This is a genomic window from Acinetobacter sp. WCHAc060006, from assembly GCF_004209135.1.
GTDB classification, from domain to species: domain Bacteria; phylum Pseudomonadota; class Gammaproteobacteria; order Pseudomonadales; family Moraxellaceae; genus Acinetobacter; species Acinetobacter cumulans.
In genome coordinates this window covers 18,771-37,746 of sequence record NZ_SGSS01000030.1, presented here as the reverse complement: position 1 = coordinate 37,746, position 18,976 = coordinate 18,771, and the positions used below count along the sequence as shown (strand labels likewise).

Genomic DNA, 18,976 nt, shown 5'->3' with positions numbered 1-18,976 from the left:
AGCTACAGATTGTTTCCACATTTTAATCCGCTGCTCGGGGTCTAAACCTTTTAAAACAAAGTCTTTACGATCGGGCAGGCGACCCAAGGGCAATGAATCTAGATAGCTTTGTGAAGGCGAAATCAACAGCGTGCGTGCCTGATTGACGGGATTGGCTTGGCGTGATTTAAACATTTTATCAAACCAGCCAGGAATAATACTGTCACTGAAATGAGGGGAGAGCACAATACCTTGGCTTTCAAATGCCAAGTCAAGATGATAGTCAATCAGGCCACCATCTCGATAGGCACCTAATGGCGCATCTTGAATATTTTTAACCGCAGGTGTGACTCCGGGAATAGAACCAGAAGCCATGAGCCAATCCGCCACATTATGTGCATTGAAGTTGAGATAATGGGTTTTAAAGGCGTCATCTGGCATTTTAAATTGAGGAAACTGAGAAGGCTGACAAATCACACGTTGCATAAATTTGCTTAAATGATCGCGTGAAATAGCATTCGCACCCACAATACCGGCCAAGCTACCATACAGTGCAAGACGCTGATCACTTTGAAATAAATGAGAGGCTTTGGCCGCAATAATGGTGAGATGATAGTCGGGATGCTGAACCAGTTTTTCAGTTTGCTGACCAATGATGCCATGAAGCATATCTCTAGAAATTTTTTCAATTTCTGCAATGCGCATTTTTTTATGAAAAGGCAAATGAATATAAAGCTCAGCCAATTGTTCAGGCCCAGCAATTTCACCCTGAGCCAAAATTCCAGCAAAGCGCCATGCCCCTACCGATGAACCAATTAAAAAGCGACGCTGTTTGGCACGTGGTAGAAAATCACCAAAAATGGCTTGGTCGAGACCCATTAAGCCAATGCCTTTCGGTCCCCCTGCAGCCCCAGGAATCATATCGATTTGGGCCGCATTTAATCCGTCTTTTTCAATTAACTGACGTGCAATACGCCCAGCCCGAAGCGAAAGTGCGGGCGCAGACTTTTTTAATATTTGGATCATAAATAGGCTATGAATATGAATAATGGCAGTTCGAGCATAACAAAACAGCCAGCAAATTGCTTGTGTTGATCAAGGGTGTCTCTAACTTAAAATAAAAAATCGCAAGGGATTAAGTTGCGATTTTTTATGGTAAATAAACTGTTTAAGTGTTTAGAACATGCGAGCTTGTAGGCCTATAGAGGCAAGGCCATAGCGTTTTTCTAGGCGAGAAGCGGTTACCCCGTTGTAAACGAAAGGGATATAACCGACAAAGTTGTTTTGGTAGATTTCACCTTGAACAAAGCCGGTGATTGTTGGTGAAAAATCGTAGCTAAATTTCATGCCAAGCGTGTGGTTGTCTTTGATTGCGCTATTGCCAAACTGATTGACGCGATCGTCGATATTCTTACGCCATAAGCGTTGATAGTGATATGCAATTTGGCTTTCGAATTGTTGATAGCGCCAGTTCCACGATGCGCCTAAATTAGTGAAATAGCTGTCGTAATTTAAGTCTTTATCAATCTCAAGGCCGAACTCATTGGCATTGCCACTAATGGCTAAATCATTAACGGTGATGCCACCATTTTGACAGGGCTTGGCTAAGTTGCCTGTATATTGGTTGTTTGAGTTGATGTTGACATTCATCAAGCAGCCTTGTTGCATTGCTTGAACTTGGAGCTGACTCACTTCCACTTTACTGTAGCCCACACTAACAAAAGCATTCAGCTGATTCATTGGGTCGAGCTTACGTGAGAAAATACCATCAAGTTGCAGTTGAAGATCTTGTGGGTCTTCAACTTTTACATTTTGGAATGTACGTTGATTAACTTTTGTTGGGGTGGATTTGGTTAAGGTGTTTGCAGTATTTCCCCAAAGACTTGCACGGAAGGTGAGTGCATCATTCTTATTTAAATTTAATGCTGGGGTATAGCGCGCTGCAATTAAACCACTGTCAATTTTATTGGTGTCTTGGCTGTAGTCAATTTCTCGATGCCAATAGGTACCTTCAACTGACCATTGTGGGTTAATCTGGTAGCTTGCCCCAAGATGAAAACCTTGGTAATCACCCGCAGATTTGTCCGTAATACCTTCGCTTTGTCGCATGTCTAGAAAATCGATGGTGTCATTGACAGCATCAATAGCAAAGGTCATTTGCAATGCTACATTATGTTTTGCATTAAAGTCTTTTGCAGTTAAGAAAGGGTCATTGGGTGCGGCTATAACTGTAGTCGATGTAAAAAGACTTAGGCCCCAAATAGCGTAGTTTTTTTTCATATGTGTTCCTATATGATAAAAAAAGAGCTGCATATAGCAGCTCTTTTGCTATTTATTACTGGGTAACTTTGAATTTAGCAGAGATACCTGAGCCATCTACAGTTCCAACTGTATATTTAGAAGCAAGTGCAGGCGTGTTATCTGCTTTTGTAATCGCAAAAACAGGCGTTGCTGAAATAACTGCAGTGAGTGTTGCTGTTTTGTCCTTCAAGCTAAATTTTGTCAATTGTGATGCCACGCTTGGGGATAAAGAGCTTAAAGTGGTTGTATTCAATGCAATTTTGTTGCCTGATAAAACATCTTTTTCAGAATCAACAGTGAAGTTTGTTGAAGCAACGGTATTTAATGTTGACTTAACGTCTACTTTTGCACCGGATGGAATCACGGCTTTGGTAAGCGTACCTGCTGTGAACTCTAGATTAAGTTTATCTGCGGTAATCGTGATTTCTTTGGCATCAACAGCAATTTTTAAGGCAGCGCCTGTTGTGATTGGTGTAATTCCAGTGGTGTTGTATTTGCCAACGCCACTCACGCCTACAAGTAAGTTGTTGATAGAGCTAACGCTAATAGGGGTAGCTAAACTTGCGTTTAACGCGGTCGGTGTATAGCTTGTAGATTGAATGCTAAATCCTTCTAACTTTAAGTAATCTGCATAGAAGTCATTGGCCTTGGTCACAGTATCTTTAATATCTGCAACATTAATTACACCTGTTCCAACATTAGTTTGGATTTGATCTAAGGCTGTTGAAATAGTTGAAGCAGAGCTTGAATTATTTGAAGCGACTGCAGCACTGATTTCTTTTAATGATTCAGCCACACTTACTGGCGCTGAAGTAAGTACAGGGGCTAAGGCTTCAATGATTTGCTGTGTTGCAACAGATTCTTTTGTACTAACAATTGCTGATTGAGTAGCAGTTTTTATGCTGTCTGTACCGTTATTAAATGTCGCTGCTGGGACACTTGTAATTGCGGTTTCAATTTTTGTCACATTGTTTGCAATAACACTGCTTGTCAATGCACTTAAATTTTCTTTTACATTTTCCAGTTTATCTTGAGTTGCTTGTGGTAAATCATTTTTTACCGCGTCGACTGTTTCAGATAAAGCAGCTGAAATAGTTGCAGCACTTGTAAGTGCTCCACTGTTTGGTGCACTAGATGAAGTTAAAGCTGCTTGTAGTGCAGTAAATGCTTTTGTTGTTAGATCAGCTTGAGATGTTGATCCTCCAAGCCCAGCAACTGCCGTTTGAATTTGTTCTACTAGTTCTTGTACAGCTACTGTTTTCGCATAAAGTGCTTGATTCGTCATAGGGTCAGCGGAAAGTAAATCTACCCCAGTTAAGTTTAATGCCACTGCCACTTGTTGAGCTGCTTGGGCAGGTGAGGCACCAGCGGCTACGCTTGCTTGAATCAATGTTGTAATTGGCGAAACAACAATTTTATTTTGCGCGCCTTCTGAACGCGGTGCTTTAAGTTCGCCCGTGAAAGGTAGATCTGTCGCTGTGTCAATACCACCTGTAATCGTCACAAGACTTTTACTACATCCAGTTGGGAAGGTGAAGTTACCGCTCGCATCAGTTGTCGTTTGAGCATTATTACAATCATTGAAAGTAACAGTTGCTCCAGATAATGGGCCATCAATTGCACGACCTTGAACATTAGCTGGAGGTGTTGTGCTTCCCCCATCACTACTGCCACCGCCACATGCAGTTAATAGTGAAGTTAAAGCAATTGATAAGACAGACAGTTTTAATGTTTTATGCTTCATTATTTTGAATCTCGAAGTGAAGGGTTACGTGATGTAACTTATATCAAATAAAAAAACAAAAAATATACAAAAAGTAATAATCATGAGAAAGATAAAATAATATTGAGTTATGATTAATATGTTTTTTTATGGATAAATATCTAAATATTTTGTTTTAAATATTAACAGGTATTATTTTGATTGGATTTCGTATTTTAAAATTAAGATAAAAATACCGTGAAAATAGATATAAAAAATATTTAAATTACAAATACATATATTTATAAGGCTTTAATTGAATTCTGCGATGTATGTCACAAAAAACCAGTATGTTCAGCACATGATTTGCTGAACATACTGGTTTTAAATTATTTAAAAATTCGCCAAAGAGATAATAAGCTTGCCAGTGCAATAAGAAGAACAGAGATATACCACGGAGAAATAACGGCAATCGCTAAGAAGATGGCAATGAAGCTACCGAAGATCCAACTACGCTTTTGTTGCTGTTCGAGCTGTAAACGTATGGTTTGAATCTCATGTAATTGTTTGGCATTCCAAGCGGATTGGTTTTTGAGACCATTTAAGCTATCAATGAGTAAGGTAGGTAAATCTTGTGCCCCTAGAAGTAAGTCGGGAATTTTTTGTCCTAACTCTTTCAAGTTTTTTTGTGGATTCATTTGGGTTTTAATCCAATCCGTTAGAATTGGTTTTGCAAGGCTCCAAATATCCAGTTCTGGATATAAATCTGTGCCTAAACCTTCCACATGGACTAAGGTTTTAAGCAACAGCATTAATTGAGGTGGAATTTCCAAATGGAAGCGACGAGCCACATCCATCACTTCAATCAAGATGCCCGCAAAATCCAGTTCATGCATTGGTTTAGAGACCATTGGGCCAACAGTACGACGCATTTCTCGTGCTAAAGCATCTTGGTCTGTGCCTGGTGGAATCCAGCCTGCTTGATGTACCACTTGAATCAGTTGCATAAAGTCACTATTCATGACGGCCAGTAGCATGCGTGCTACGGTCATTTGGTCATGTTTAGATAACTCACCCATAATGGCGCAGTCCAGCGCAATAAAACGTGGATTTGCAGGATTAATCGTTTCAACAAAGACATTGCCTGGATGCATGTCTGCATGGAAAAAATTATCCCGAAAGACTTGGGTAAAGAAAATGGTCAGACCTTTTTCTGCCAAATCTTTACGATCCATACCTAGACGTTCAAAAGTTGCAATATCTGAAATTGGCACACCTGTAATGCGCTCTTCCACCATCACGTCTTTGCTGTCCATATAGACTTCAGGCACATACATCATGCTTGAGCCTGTAAAGTAATGGCGCATACGACGGGTATTGTCAGCCTCTAAGGTGAGGTCTAATTCTTTTAAAATAATTTGTCGATAGTCTTGAATAATTTCAGACAAGTGCAGTGCACGGGCAGCTTCTAAGCGTTTTTCTAAAAAATGACCGAGCCATTCTAAAATTTCAAAGTCTTGTAAAATTTGATTGCGAATACCTGGGCGTGTGACTTTGACCACGACTTCACGACCATCATGTAGTGCAGCTGTATGCACTTGGGCAATGGATGCTGCTGCCAAAGGTTGTTCATCAAAACGTGCAAATAAGGTATTTACATCAGCTTTAAGTGATTGCTGAATACGCATTTTCGCAACATTGTTGTCAAAGGGTTTGACACGGTCTTGCAGTAAAACCAGTTGTTGCAATACTTCGGGTGGAATGAGATCACGACGGGTAGAGAGCAGCTGGCCAAGCTTAATGGCCAAAGGCCCCATTTCCTCTAAAGCCATTTTGAGCTTCAGCGGATTTTTGCGTTCGCGACTCGACCACGCCGCAGGATGCATACGAATCAACCCTAACACATGGCGTGCTTTTTCAGGCAACTCTTCCGCAGGGAATAACGTGTCGAGTCTATAGTGCGCGGCAATGCGCCAAAGGTCGATTAAACGTCTCAAATGCGGAATCATATAAGTTTTACCTAGGGTTGAGTGGGGGTGTGTAATGCATCAATTTGATTTTGGAGTTGCTGAATCTTAGCTTCGGCACGATCCAAATTTTGATTTAAAATGCGTGTATCTTGGTTTAAATCATCCATTTGCCAACGTGGTGCAAGTGCATGGAGGTCTTCTTTGAGGAAGTCTTCAGCAAAAAATAGTTGGCTTTGGAAGGATTGTTTTAAGTGTTTTGGTGCCAATTGAATTTTAGCAATTTCATGTGCTAAGGCAGGACCAATCAATGGCGAAAGGTGGGCTGCTAAATCTGGCTCTGCTTGGCGAATGATGCGCTGAATTTCTTGTAAAAGACGATAATCACCTTGTACAGGAATCGTGCCTACATCTTCAGCAAGCAACAGTTTAAGCGCAGCAACTGCATTTTCAACATGCAAGGTTGCTGTTGCTTCGATCACAGTATTCTGTGGATCAAAAGGGCGCTGCTCAAAGATGGATGGCGCGTTGCTGTGTCCTGTTGCGGTGGCTTCGAGACGAACTTTTCCGTCATCAAAAAAAACATCGACAGAAAGTTTAGGTGAGTCCATCACGACGCGGAGCATTTTTCCTTGCAAGGCGTTGAACTGGATGCGCGTAATGGCATCCAGATCAATAACATGATGAATCAATCTTTCCACTACGCCGAGTGCGAGAATTGACCACATAATGGAACCTTAAAAAACCGAATTAAAGTTTAAAGCCACGATGTACTGCAACAATACCGCCTGTGAGGTTATGGTAATCACAGTTTTGGAAGCCTGCATTTTCCATCATGCCTTTTAGAGTATGTTGGTCTGGATGCATACGAATTGATTCTGCTAAATATTTATAGCTTTCTGAGTCATTCGCAATGATTTTACCCATAATCGGAAGTGCCGTGAATGAGTAAAGATCGTAGAGCTTAGAGAAAGGTTCAAACACAGGTTTAGAAAATTCGAGTACCAATAAACGGCCACCTGGCTTTAACACACGGTACATTGCGGCTAAAGCGGCATCTTTATCAGTCACGTTGCGTAGACCAAATGAAATGGTGAGTAAATCAAAACTGTTGTCTGCAAAAGGCTCTAAAGTTTCCGCATTGGCCAAGACAAAATCAACGTTCGTGCAACCTGCATCAATTAAACGATCACGGCCAACGTTTAACATTGATTCGTTGATGTCTGAAAGAACGACATGACCTGTAGGGCCGACTTCACGACTGAAAACTTTGGCTAAGTCACCTGTACCACCCGCAATATCAAGCACGTGTTGACCACGGCGTACGCCAGACATGTTAATTGCAAAACGTTTCCAAAGACGGTGAATACCAAAAGACATCAGGTCATTCATAATGTCGTACTTGGCAGCAACAGAATGGAAAACTTCAGCCACTTTTTGTGCCTTATCTTCACTGTTGACAGTTTGATAACCGAAGTGCGTTGTTGCGCCAACATTACCTGTATTGGCGCCACGAGGTAGATTGTATTTTGGAATGGTGCCTGTTACTGGTGTATCGGTAAGGCGTTGTTCTAGAGACTGTTGTTGGCCTTGTGGCGCACCTTGAGGCAGAGATTCGGTTAAGAATGGGCTGACTTTGTCTGTATTTTGTGCTGCAGTTTCAGGTTGAGCAGGCTTTTGATTTTCATTAGACATTAAGTCACTCCTAACTTCAAAATAGGGTTAATTCATCATTGCATGCATGATGACAGATTCTCGTGCGTTGTACAGCAATCATCAAGCAATTGTTATGAATAATATACAGAATTATCTTGATTTCATGCGATGCTTACTTTGACATTGCCCCAAAATTATTGAAAGGGGTTGGGGTCACCAGCATGCACTTTCGCAACGATTTGGCGTTCAGTTGCGGTAAATTCTTTCACAAATTTTTCTGCAGATTTTAAGGGCTTCATTGCCGAAAAACCATCTTGCATAAAGTCATACATGACTTCAAAACGATATTTAGTGACCGCACCTTTACACATTTTAAATGCCGTGTAGACCACGAAGGAACGCATATATTTGTCTAGGCTTTTGCCAAGCTCATCGAGTAAGGCTAATTGTTTTAGGCGGTCATCACTTTGATTGAGCTTGAGATAAGCTTGACGCATCATTTCATCGGTCAAGGGTTCGTTTGGATGGTAGTCTTGTAGTAGTTGCATGGCGACTTGTTCGTCCAGCTGTACGGCTAAAATAGCTAAAGCGACGCCTGATGTACCAGTTTTAATTGCGTTATCTGGAATGAGTTTTTCTGCTTTGTGTGCATATTTGGTCAAGCGTGCAATTTGCTCTGCAAGGGCATCAAAGTCTGGGCCACCATATAAACGATTTAAAAAATATTCGGCCATGAGTACATTTTGTTTTTCCGCAAATTGTTGTGCATGGGTGCGCTGCATACGTGTTTTTTGCCAAAGCTGTACGTCGGCCAAGCGTTGTTGGATCTCAGGGTTTTTATGATAGTTCAGTTGGATATAAAGTTCTAAAAGATCGTCTAAAACAGCCAGCTTGGACATTGTGTGTCTCAATTATTTTCAAGTTCACCACATAGTAGCTGCACTTGAGATGAGCTGCTATGACAAATTGCAGGAAAAATGTAGAGCGTGCAGCCAGTTGGTTGCAAAATGCTTCAAAACTGCTGGCTAAAAGCGCTTTTCGGTACTTCTATAAAATTAAAAACTAGGGCTATACTGGAAAAAATCATCATAAAGTATCGAATAGAAAATGACGACAAAACAAAACCAATTTCAGTTGATGGATGAAGAACAATTATCGTTGGCACTGATTGAAGCTCAATATGCCCTGAAAGACAGCCGTGCTAAAACCAATGCTAAAAGTCAGTTGATTCTCGTGAGTGGCATTGAGTTGGCAGGGAAAGGTGAGGCGGTTAAACAGCTCAGAGAATGGTTAGATCCAAGATTTTTACAGGTGAAAGCTGATCCACCGAGAACGTTTAATCATAAAGAAACCTTTTGGCAGTCTTATGCACGCTCAATTCCAGCTGAAGGACAAATGATGGTGATGTTTGGCAATTGGTATAGTGATTTGCTGACCACGGCCATGCATGTATCACAGCCGATGGATGACACCATGTTTGATGAATATGTCGAAAACATGCGCAATTTTGAACAAGACTTAAAAAATAATAATGTCGATGTGATTAAAGTCTGGTTTGATCTGTCTTGGAAATCTTTGCAAAAGCGTTTAGATACGATGGACCCGAGTGAAGTGCATTGGCATAAATTACACGGACTAGATTGGCGAAATAAAAAACAATATGACAATCTGCAAAAGCTACGCCAGAGGTTTACCCAAGATTGGTTTTTGATTGATTGTGAAGATGAAAAAGAACGTGATCAGCAATTTGCACAATATATTTTACGAGCGATACAACATTGCCCAGAACACTTAAAGCAGGGCAAAGGTCGCTGGAAACAAGCGACGATTCCAGAAGCTTTATTAAAGCCTGCAACAGATGTTATGGAGAAAGATGTATATAAACAAGAACTGAAACAGCTCAGCAAAAAGGTGTCGAAAGCACTGCGTTTTGATAGCCGAAATGTGGTGATTGCCTTTGAAGGTATGGATGCTGCAGGCAAGGGTGGCGCAATTAAACGAATTGTAAAAAAATTAGATCCACGTGAATACGAAATTTATACCATTGGCGCGCCTGAAAAATATGAATTGCGCCGACCTTATCAATGGCGCTTTTGGAGCAAAATTCAGCCGAGTGAAAAGATCACCATTTTTGACCGCACTTGGTATGGGCGTGTATTGGTAGAGCGGATTGAAGGCTTTGCGAGCCCGATCGAGTGGCAACGTGCTTATGATGAAATTAATCGTTTTGAGCGAGATCTGGTGAACAGCAATACCGTTGTGGTGAAGTGTTGGCTGGCGATCAGTAAAGATGAGCAAGCGGCACGCTTTAAAGCGCGTGAAGAAACACCCCATAAACGCTTTAAAATTACACCAGAAGATTGGCGTAATCGGGAACATTGGGATGATTATTTAAATGCGGCTGCTGACATGTTTGAGCGCACGAATACGGAGTATGCGCCATGGCATGTGATTGCAACGGATGATAAAAATACTGCACGCTTAGACGTGCTACGTGCGATCTTAAAGCAATTGAAGGTTGAGTAAGTCTTGTGCTGTACCGCGATGAAATAGACTAAAAACAGTACTTAAATTGGAATGAAATAACATCTAATAATAAGGGCTAACCGAGAGCTTAGCCCTTATTTTTTTGTCAGCACTGCGCTATGTGTGTAGAGCAAGTGCTCAATCAATTTCGACCTGCTCATTTATGCGATAGCATGTATTTGAAGAGCGGACGAATTAGATGGTTGTACTACCTTGCTGTGCAATTTGTTTTTGTTGAATGCTTTTGGCTAAGTTGTAGCAATCTTCTACATGGGCATCTGCCACTTTTTTCATCACTATATAACCCAAAGTGGCTGCAATGGCTTGGCCACCGAGCGGAATGAATTTAGTTACTTGTTTGGTAATGTATTTGGCCGCAACATTATTGAGTGATTTTTTCATTGCTGTGCGGGCAACGACTAAACCAGAGAACTCTACACCACGTTTGCGTAGTTCGTTCCAATGGACTTGTTTGGTTTTTGGGTCAAACACGCTAATTTGCTCTGGCGCGAGCGCAAAGCGTGCATTTACCTCTGGAATGAGGAGCGACAAAATACCGACATCAATCACGACATCTAAAAAAGGCACGGGAATGACGGCAACCCCAGCAGAGAGGTAAGCACGTTTTTTTACCAGCTCTAGGCATTCTTGGCGGATGGCCTCCAAATCTAAGCTTGGATCAATGGAGTCTGGAACATTGTCTATTTTCATGGTGAAGATCCTTCTGCGCTCATCAAAGGTATTGATCGCTAATGTACTTTAAGATACGCGTTTCAAATTGATTTTTATACTGAATATTGTTTTCAAATTCGCATAGACAGCCATAAAAGTATAGTAAATAATCTTTATCGTTTTGCAGCGTCCGTATTTTATTGAGTGGAGAGAACATGGCTATTCGCGTCATACAAAGTCAGCGTGTTGAAATCTTATTAGAAGCCATGATTCAAGCAGGCCATCAAGCTGAAACTTCGCCCTTGGCCGCACTCAAGACCCAACATTTTATTGTGCCTTCTATGGCAGTGCAAACGTGGCTCACGACAAAATTATCAGAACAACAAGGTATTAGCGCCAATACCATGTTTCATCAGCGGATCCGTGCCTTTCAATGGTTTGCTTATCAGGCAGTATTGGATGATAAAGAAAAAGTACGGAAAGCCAATATTCCACGCTTAATTATTAAATGGCGTACCTATCAAATTTTAAAACCCTTTATTCAGCAGGCAAACAATCCTTTGTCTGTAGATCACCCTTTACATAGCATTGTGCAACGTATGTATGACAGCGCGTCCAGACTGAGTGATAGCACGGAGCAACAGCTCAAAAAGCAAGGTATGTTGTATTGGGTTTCGGAGCAAGTCTCACGTTTATTTAGTAACTATATGGAATACCGTGGACATTGTTTAAAACAACATGCGCAGGGCGAGTCTTGTGACTGTGCACATAATTGGCTGAAAGATTGGGGCAACAATCAGCCACTGGATTTGGATAAGCAATTTTTTATGCCAAGGCCTTTGTTTCCTGGTTTGGACAGCAAAGAAGAGCAAGTACAACAGCAGCAAATTTCAAGCTTTGCTTTGGCACAAGCCGAACAACTTGAGCAATGGCAACGCTGGTTGTGGCATAGCGAATTTCATGCTGACTTTGAGTTAATGCAAAGTATTGATCAAAACTTTTGGCAAGTGATGGATGATCCTGCACAGCGTGTCAAAGCTTTACAAGCGTTGCCTAAACAGGTGGTGCTATTTACAGTACTGGATTTGCCTCCGAGCCAGCTGAGTTTTTTACGTCGTTTGGGGCAGTATATGGATGTGTTGATTTTGCACTTCAATCCATCGCAAGAGTACTGGGCAGACACCGTAGATGCCAACTGGAAAAAGCAATATGACGTAAAACTCAAACAACGCTTTCAAGAAAAAAATCCTGAAGCAACCACTGCACAAATTGACGCATTTTTTGAAAAATACACGCTGGAATATGGACAACAAAAAGATTCCAGACATCCACTGTTGACTCGTTTTGGCAAGCAAGCCCGAGATCACTTTTCATTGCTGGTCAATTTGGCTGCAGGTGAGCAAGATGAAGAGTGGCATGACCTTTTTCCAATGGATTATGAAGCGCATTTACTGGGGAAATTACAGTCTGATATTTTAAATTTGGCTGAGCCAGAACCTGAATCATTTGAATTGTTGGAACAAGATGATTCGATTCAACTGCATGTTTGCCATTCATCTTTGCGTCAGTTGGAAGTGCTCAAAGATCAATTGGTGCATTGGCTATCACAGAGCACGCCAGAACAGCCTCGTCAGCCCAATGATATTTTGGTGTTAAGTCCGCAGCTCAAAGAGCTTGAACCGCTTATTCGCAGTGTATTTGCACCGCCACCACGAGAGCAGAGCTTTGAAAATACTGCACAGCAGACGCGTAAAGACAGTGTGTATTTGCCTGTTAAAATTGCAGGTGTACCACAGTTGGATACACAAAATGCATGGCGTGCTGTACTTGGGCCAATTCAGTTAGGCCAAGGTCGCTTTAGCCTAGAAGATTTTGCAGATTGGCTGAATTTAGGTGCGGTGCAAACCCGTTATGCGCTGAGCACCGATCAAGCAGCACGTATGATTGAATTACTTAGTGATGCCAAATTTAAGCGAGGCCTAGACGAGGAACATTTAAAACGGAGTTTGGCTGCCAATGATCAGGACTATCGTTACAGTTTTAAATTTGCCTTAGACCGTTTGGTACTTGGCGTAGCAGTGCCTGAGCATGTCATGCTACAAGATACTTTAAGTTATGCCTATGTGCGTCCAGAAGATTTTGAGTTGATCAATATCTTGATCACGATGTATCAAGATTTTGCCGAACGTCGCCATTGGCTGGTAGAGCATGAGATGGGCATTCAACGTAATGTTGAAGAGTGGTTACATTTATTGCTACGTGATTTAGATCAGTACCAAAAACATGGCGTCACAGCCTTAAAAGCAGTGCGCGATACACTGCGTAAATATATTACTTTAATTACACTGTCGTACTATACCGAAGATGGAGAGCTGGGCCCGCAGGAGCAACTGCTACTCAAAGACATGCAATTGCCTTTGCCTTACTTATTACAAGAAATTCAAAATACTATTGATAGCCAAATGGATCAGGCTGTGCCGACTGGTCAAATTACTTTTAGCCAAATGGGGCAAATTCGTCCCTTGCCCTATAAGCTGATTGTGATGCTGAACTTAGACAGCGGGAAGTTCCCAAGCCGTCAGGTGCGTTTGCCTTTTGACTTAATGGATGTGCTGAAATCGCACTTGGGTGACCGTTCACGTTTAGATGATGAACAAGGCGCATTTTTAGATGCATTGTTGTTGGCCAAAGATAATTTATGGCTGTTTTATAATGGCTTTGATGTCAATGATGGTGAAATACGCGAGCCATCGAGTGTGGTGCAAGAATTTATTCGTCATTTGGCCGTGATCGTTCAGGGAGGGCGTGCAGAGAGCACTTTGCCTCTGCTGACTACTTTGGATAGTGGCATTGAAGTGCCAGATAATTTAAAAACTCTGTATCGCATTCACAGTCTACAACCGTTTGAACAGCAGAATTTTGTTCACACTCGCCAAGAGCGAAAGATTCGCTATCAAGACCACTGGTTTCATGTGGCACAGCAACTACAACAGGCTCAGGGTGCGCGTACTGCATGGGCCAGCAAAGCCCTTAAGCCGACGGAAGTCGCTGATTTACAGCTAGATAGTAGCCAGTGGATCAAGCAAGTCACTTTTCCTGCCGAGCTCTATTTAAAAACCTTAGGCATTGTAAACCCTAAACCTGAGGACAGTTTGGCTACGGATGAGCCTTTACTTTTAGATGGTTTAGAAAAATATGCTGTACGCAATAGCTTATTGCAGTCGACGCAAATTGCGAGCGAAGACTTACTGTTAGATCAATTGCCTGTGGGCAAATTAAAAGAGGCGACTTGGAATAGTAGCCTACAACAGCATGAAGCTTTGCTGGAGCGAGTGAAAGCCGTGACCCAGAGCGATGATGCAACTTTAACGCCAGTGACTCAGCGCATGTTGAGCTTAGAAACCAATCTACAAATGCAAATTACTGTACCTGCCGAGCCTGTACAAACGTGGGTGAGCTTGACAGCATCGAGTGCCCGAGGGCGTCGCCGTGCACAAATTTGGCTTGAATATTTGCTTTGGTTGCATAGCTTGCCCGAGCAAGATACACAAAGCTATCAACGTATAGAAGTATGTGGCGACCTTACGGTGTGTTGTCAGGGGATATCACCTGCGCAAGCGCGCGTGCACATTCAAGCGTGGCTTAAGGCTTGGCGCTATGGACAACAACGGCCTTTGGTTTTACCGGCCAATTTATTGCTGGCAAGTGAAAAAAGTGGTGCATTTACCTTAGAAAATAATGGTAAAGGCAATGAGCGCGGTGTGCGCTGGATTGAAAAAAAGGCAGGCATTTTAGTGCTTGAGCAAATCGAACAGTTAAAACAAAAATGGACGGCTGCAGGCGATTATAGTGCTTTTGATATTCGCTTCGATGAAGCCAATCAGGCACATCTGGATTGGGCCTTTATATTACGTGATCAGGACAGTAAACAGTTGCTGGAGCATTGCTGTGAATTATTTGCCTATGCACTGTATCAGCCGATTTTTCAGCATCAAACTGCGGAGTAAATGATGAATATTCAGGAAATTGAAAATCCAATCCGCAACATGCATTTTCAGGGCTTACATTGGATAGAAGCCTCGGCGGGTACGGGTAAAACTTTTACCTTATCGAGCCTGATGGTGCGTATTTTGTTGGAAAAATATTTACCGCGACAAATTATTGCAACCACATTTACCCGAAAAGCGGCGGCAGAATTAAAAAGCCGTATTCGCCAGCGTTTATATCAAGTGTTGAGTCTGCTTGAAAGTTTAAGAAGCACACAAGTGGCGGTAATACAGGTCAAAGCTGAAGCTGAAAAAGATGAGCTGGTGAAAGTGATTTTAGAACGTCATGCACATCAGATAGGCTATGCCTGTGATCGCTTGCAATTGGTGTTGGATCAGCTGGATGAACTATTTGTGGGGACCTTGGACAGCTTTAGCCAAAACCTACTTCGTGAATTCGCCTTTGAAAGTGGCAAAATTGAACGTGCTGAAATTACCAATGATGACAGCGTGTATATTCAACAATTGGTGCATGACACCTTGCGTGAATGGATTCAGCAACAATCACAAGATGCCATTAATTTACTGATACAACGTCAAAATTTGAAATCAGTCGATCATTATGCCGAGCTGATTGCAAAAAGCTTAAATTTTAGTTCGGCGAAGTTGTTGCCAGTAGAGCAACCTGAGTTTGATTTGACCGCATTGCAACACGCCGTCAGTGCATTAAGCACATTGGACTTAGACAAAATTCGGAGTTTAGAGCAGTTTACGCCAAATGGTGACTATGCCAAATGGCTACTGCAACCATGGTCCAAATGGTCGATTGTTGAGCTTGTACTGGAGGAATTAAAGCCTCTTTTAGACGATGTTGCAACGCATGGCGTGAGTGTATTATTTGCCTCAAACACGGACGTATTGACACAGCTGAAGCAGTTTGTAGACAAGCTTGATCCACGAAATGCCACTGGCAAGAAAAAACTCACCGAAGATGAACTCACTATTATTCAGCAGCATCCAGTCATTGTGGCATTGGGGCAGGTCTTTGCTACTTTGCAGGAATGCCAATCCAATTTGCAAGGGCTCGAAGCTTATCTGAAGTATTTTATTGCGCTACAAGCGAAGCAACGCTTACCGCAAATGCTACAAAGCAAAGGTGAAACCACGTTTGCACAGCAAATTCGAACCTTATCGGAAGCGCTTCAAGGCGAGCAAGGGGAAAAGTTTGCGGCTTTTGTGCATGCGCGCTATCCGCTTATTTTGGTCGATGAATTTCAAGACACCAACCTAGATCAAGACAGCATGCTGGCAGAGATTTGGCGTCATCCTGCGCGTTTACAGCAGGGCTGTATGATTATGGTGGGTGACCGTAAACAGGCCATTTATGGCTTCCGTGGTGGCGATATGCTGACCTTTTTAAAGGCACGCAATGATGTGTATCGTAAGCAAGGCCAGTTTTATCAATTAACCAAAAACTTCCGTTCGATTGCCCCATTGGTTGATGTGGTGGATGCCTTATTTCAACGGCAAATGGATTTTGGTGAAGATGTGCATTATGTGCCGATTAGTGCAGGTGCATCGCATCCAGATTTATATGATGCAGGGCAAATCAATCCTGCGCCCTTACGTTGGGTGCAATTAGAGCGACCAGCCGATGAAGCCTCGCAAGTGGCGTGGCAAATTCAGCATTTACTCAATCAAGCCAAGCAAGGTGAGTTGTATTTTCAGTCGCTCAAGGATGGAGAAACAATTCGTGAGGCATTGGCAGTAGAAGATATCGCCATTCTTTCGGCAGGCCATTCTGCATTAAATGCGGTACAAAAATCACTTTTGGCTTTGGGGATTAAAGTCAATCGTTCAGCCAAACGGAGTGTATTTAGTAGTGAGATTGCCCAAGATGTGGCTGCACTGTTAAATGCAATTTTAACGCCGTATCAAGAAGCCAAAGTGAAACGTGCGCTATTGGGACGTCTGATGGGGTTACAGTTGGTCGATTTGTGGCGTGATGACATGCAAATGTTGGATTTAAGCCACTATATTGCCCAATTTGATCACATTAGAGAGCTTTGGTTACATCAGGGCTTCTTGCCAGCTTGGCATTATTGTCTCAACTATTTCAAAATTTGGGAGCGCATTGTCGCGCTACAGAGTTTGAATAATGAGCGGGATGTGGTGAATTTACGTCATTTGACAGAATTACTCAGTGCACAAAGCGAACACTTGCAAGGTGCACAGCATTTACATCACTGGTATCTCAAGCAATTGCAGGCGCCACAGCAACGCGACTGGGAGCTAGAGCGGCCTTTAAGTAATGCTGAAGGAGTGCAACTGATGACCATCCATCAGTCGAAGGGTTTAGAGTTTAAAGTCGTTTTTTTACTCAATGCTGATGGTGGAAAGAAGGCAGATAATAGTTTAATTTTTTCATACGAAGAGCAACCCCTTGCTGATGGGCAAGGCAATGAAAAGCACCGTGTGATTAACATTAGTGGGCATGCTGAAAAAGCAGAAAAAGAACAAAGTGATGCACGAAGTATCGCAGAGCAACATCGTCTTTGGTATGTGGCATTAACCCGTGCCAGTTATCGCATTTATGCCATGTTTAGAACCCAAGATCATAAGTCTGTCTACAGCTTGCCGTTTTGGCGTGGTGTTGCGCCTAATCATTTTGAACATGCAGGCTGCATGCAGCAGGAATTGCTTGAACAATGTCCAGACCTCATTTCGGTTGCACATGAGCAGACTTCGCAAGTCTTAGAGGCTTTGCCGTTGCCTGAGGCGCGGTTTTACCCGCGGAGCAATACCAGTTTTACTGGTTTATCACAGCATTTATCCTACCGCCAAAGCACCCAAGATCAGCTGGCGAATCAAGTTGAGATGCAAGACAGTGCTGAAGATGAACAAGACCAAGAAAGTGAAATCCAGTACAGCGCTTTGGGAGTTTCATGGATTAAGCAAAACTTTCCAAAAGGAACGGTGGCGGGAACATTCTTACACAGTGTGTATGAGCAAATTGATTTTCAAGATTCCGCTGCATGGCCATTGGAAATCTTAAGACGTTTTAAAAATGATGGCCCACAGCTACTGGATGAGCTACGTGAAAAATTGCAAGACAGTTTTGATGTGTGGAAAGTGTTTGCACAGGCATGGAAATCTGCGTATATAACGCTGACCGCGCCTTTGGATCATGCGGTACGTCAGGCTTTTGGTGAATTTATCCATACGCAGGAACAGCATAAATTAGTGCGCAGTGTGTATTTGGCATTTAACCATGACATTTTGCAACAGATGCTGGCCCATACCGATGTCCCTACAGCATGTACGAGGCTGTTTCAAAGTCAGCATAGCTATGATGCTTCACAGTTTTTAAAGCTGCTACAACCCTTGGTGGAACATATTCAGCAAGCAGATCCGAGTGCAACGCGGGATGGATTTATTCAGCAAGCGCAACAGTTGGGGAGTAGCCCTGCCTTAGATCAACCAAAGTCAACAAGCTTTTACCAAAACATTGGTTTTGGGGTGTTGGTTGAAGGGATGCAAAATGAAATCTTATATGCGCTAATGACACAGTGGACGCAAGAGGTCGTAAATACGCCATTGCATGCGGATTTTAGTTTGAGTCAGTTGTCTACAGACAGTCATCTCCCAGAGTTCCCATTTCAACTTTCACTGTCAGATCGACCCGTGCAAATTAAAAAAATTCAACAACTCTTCACGCAAGCTGGAATTTCGATTGAAGCACTAAATGAAGCCAATTCTGCACGTTATTTAATTGGTGCCATTGACTTGGTGTATTTCGATGGACAGCGTTATCACATTGCCGACTACAAGAGTAACTTTTTGGGTAAGGCACAGCAGGAATATACGCTGAGTGAAATCCGCCGAAACATGAGTAGTTCGAGTTATTGGTTACAAGCAGCCATTTATTTATTGGCCTTACATCGTTATTTGAAGGTGCAATTGCAGGATTATGATATCGCGCAGCATTTGGGTGGGGCGAGTTATTTGTACTTACGTGGCATGAATGGTGATGCTAATTATGGCGTGTGTCATTGGCAACCCACAGCGGATTTTATACAAAAATTGGATGAAATATTGGGCAATTTTAATGTTGATAAACTGCGCGATATTGCCTAATTCGTCACAAAAAGTAGCAAATAAACAATAAATTATCCTGTGGATAAATT

11 protein-coding genes are annotated in these 18,976 nt (G+C 42.3%); 3 read left to right on the top strand and 8 right to left on the bottom strand.

The annotated features are described in order from the left end of the window. From EXE29_RS14620 to EXE29_RS14590, 7 genes are all read right to left on the bottom strand, one after another. Positions 1 to 1,005, bottom strand: a 1,005-nt coding sequence (locus tag EXE29_RS14620; protein ID WP_130125669.1) for a patatin-like phospholipase domain-containing protein, incomplete at its 3' end; no start/stop codon positions are given. A gap of 150 nt (positions 1,006 to 1,155) precedes the next feature. Further along, positions 1,156 to 2,259 (bottom strand): hypothetical protein, encoded by a 1,104-nt coding sequence (locus tag EXE29_RS14615; protein WP_120364918.1) that lies wholly within the window; start codon positions 2,257 to 2,259, stop codon positions 1,156 to 1,158. Positions 2,260 to 2,314: 55 nt separating this feature from the next. Further along, positions 2,315 to 4,024 carry a hypothetical protein gene (locus EXE29_RS14610; protein WP_228198821.1) on the bottom strand — a complete coding sequence of 570 codons (1,710 nt, stop codon included), beginning with the start codon at positions 4,022 to 4,024 and terminating at the stop codon, positions 2,315 to 2,317. A gap of 347 nt (positions 4,025 to 4,371) precedes the next feature. Next, positions 4,372 to 5,991 carry an ABC1 kinase family protein gene (locus EXE29_RS14605; RefSeq protein WP_120364920.1) on the bottom strand — a complete coding sequence of 540 codons (1,620 nt, stop codon included), beginning with the start codon at positions 5,989 to 5,991 and terminating at the stop codon, positions 4,372 to 4,374. A gap of 11 nt (positions 5,992 to 6,002) precedes the next feature. After that, entirely contained in the window at positions 6,003 to 6,677 is a 675-nt protein-coding gene (locus EXE29_RS14600) for a ubiquinone biosynthesis accessory factor UbiJ (RefSeq protein WP_120364921.1), read from the bottom strand. Positions 6,678 to 6,699: 22 nt separating this feature from the next. Then, complete coding sequence (gene ubiE, locus EXE29_RS14595) at positions 6,700 to 7,644, bottom strand: bifunctional demethylmenaquinone methyltransferase/2-methoxy-6-polyprenyl-1,4-benzoquinol methylase UbiE (RefSeq protein ID WP_120364922.1); 945 nt, start codon at positions 7,642 to 7,644, stop codon at positions 6,700 to 6,702. 155 nt (positions 7,645 to 7,799) lie between these two features. Further along, positions 7,800 to 8,504 carry a DUF8198 family protein gene (locus EXE29_RS14590; RefSeq protein WP_120364923.1) on the bottom strand — a complete coding sequence of 235 codons (705 nt, stop codon included), beginning with the start codon at positions 8,502 to 8,504 and terminating at the stop codon, positions 7,800 to 7,802. 208 nt (positions 8,505 to 8,712) lie between these two features. Between EXE29_RS14590 and pap the strand changes: the two genes are divergently transcribed. Continuing rightward, entirely contained in the window at positions 8,713 to 10,131 is a 1,419-nt protein-coding gene (gene pap / locus EXE29_RS14585; protein WP_106985540.1) for a polyphosphate:AMP phosphotransferase, read from the top strand. A gap of 195 nt (positions 10,132 to 10,326) precedes the next feature. On the opposite strand, the gene EXE29_RS14580 is transcribed toward pap, so the two are convergent. Continuing rightward, a complete protein-coding gene (locus EXE29_RS14580; RefSeq protein ID WP_106985539.1) occupies positions 10,327 to 10,842 on the bottom strand; it encodes a hypothetical protein in 516 nt (171 codons plus the stop codon). A gap of 176 nt (positions 10,843 to 11,018) precedes the next feature. Here EXE29_RS14580 and EXE29_RS14575 point away from each other — a divergent pair, with 176 nt between their 5' ends. Together EXE29_RS14575 and EXE29_RS14570 are read left to right on the top strand one after the other, a co-directional pair. Continuing rightward, complete coding sequence (locus EXE29_RS14575) at positions 11,019 to 14,810, top strand: exodeoxyribonuclease V subunit gamma (protein ID WP_120364924.1); 3,792 nt, start codon at positions 11,019 to 11,021, stop codon at positions 14,808 to 14,810. Between the two features lie 3 nt (positions 14,811 to 14,813). Further along, on the top strand, positions 14,814 to 18,926 hold the full coding sequence (locus EXE29_RS14570; protein WP_120364930.1) for a UvrD-helicase domain-containing protein: 4,113 nt from the start codon (positions 14,814 to 14,816) through the stop codon (positions 18,924 to 18,926). Positions 18,927 to 18,976 lie beyond the last annotated feature (50 nt).

Coding starts and splice junctions, on each gene's coding strand:
- EXE29_RS14610 (WP_228198821.1), bottom strand. CDS start 4,024: ATGAAGCATAAAACATTAAAACTGTCTGTCTTATCAATTGCTTTAACT.
- EXE29_RS14575 (WP_120364924.1), top strand. CDS start 11,019: ATGGCTATTCGCGTCATACAAAGTCAGCGTGTTGAAATCTTATTAGAA.
- EXE29_RS14615 (WP_120364918.1), bottom strand. CDS start 2,259: ATGAAAAAAAACTACGCTATTTGGGGCCTAAGTCTTTTTACATCGACT.
- ubiE (WP_120364922.1), bottom strand. CDS start 7,644: ATGTCTAATGAAAATCAAAAGCCTGCTCAACCTGAAACTGCAGCACAA.
- EXE29_RS14580 (WP_106985539.1), bottom strand. CDS start 10,842: ATGAAAATAGACAATGTTCCAGACTCCATTGATCCAAGCTTAGATTTG.
- EXE29_RS14605 (WP_120364920.1), bottom strand. CDS start 5,991: ATGATTCCGCATTTGAGACGTTTAATCGACCTTTGGCGCATTGCCGCG.
- EXE29_RS14590 (WP_120364923.1), bottom strand. CDS start 8,504: ATGTCCAAGCTGGCTGTTTTAGACGATCTTTTAGAACTTTATATCCAA.
- EXE29_RS14570 (WP_120364930.1), top strand. CDS start 14,814: ATGAATATTCAGGAAATTGAAAATCCAATCCGCAACATGCATTTTCAG.
- pap (WP_106985540.1), top strand. CDS start 8,713: ATGACGACAAAACAAAACCAATTTCAGTTGATGGATGAAGAACAATTA.
- EXE29_RS14600 (WP_120364921.1), bottom strand. CDS start 6,677: ATGTGGTCAATTCTCGCACTCGGCGTAGTGGAAAGATTGATTCATCAT.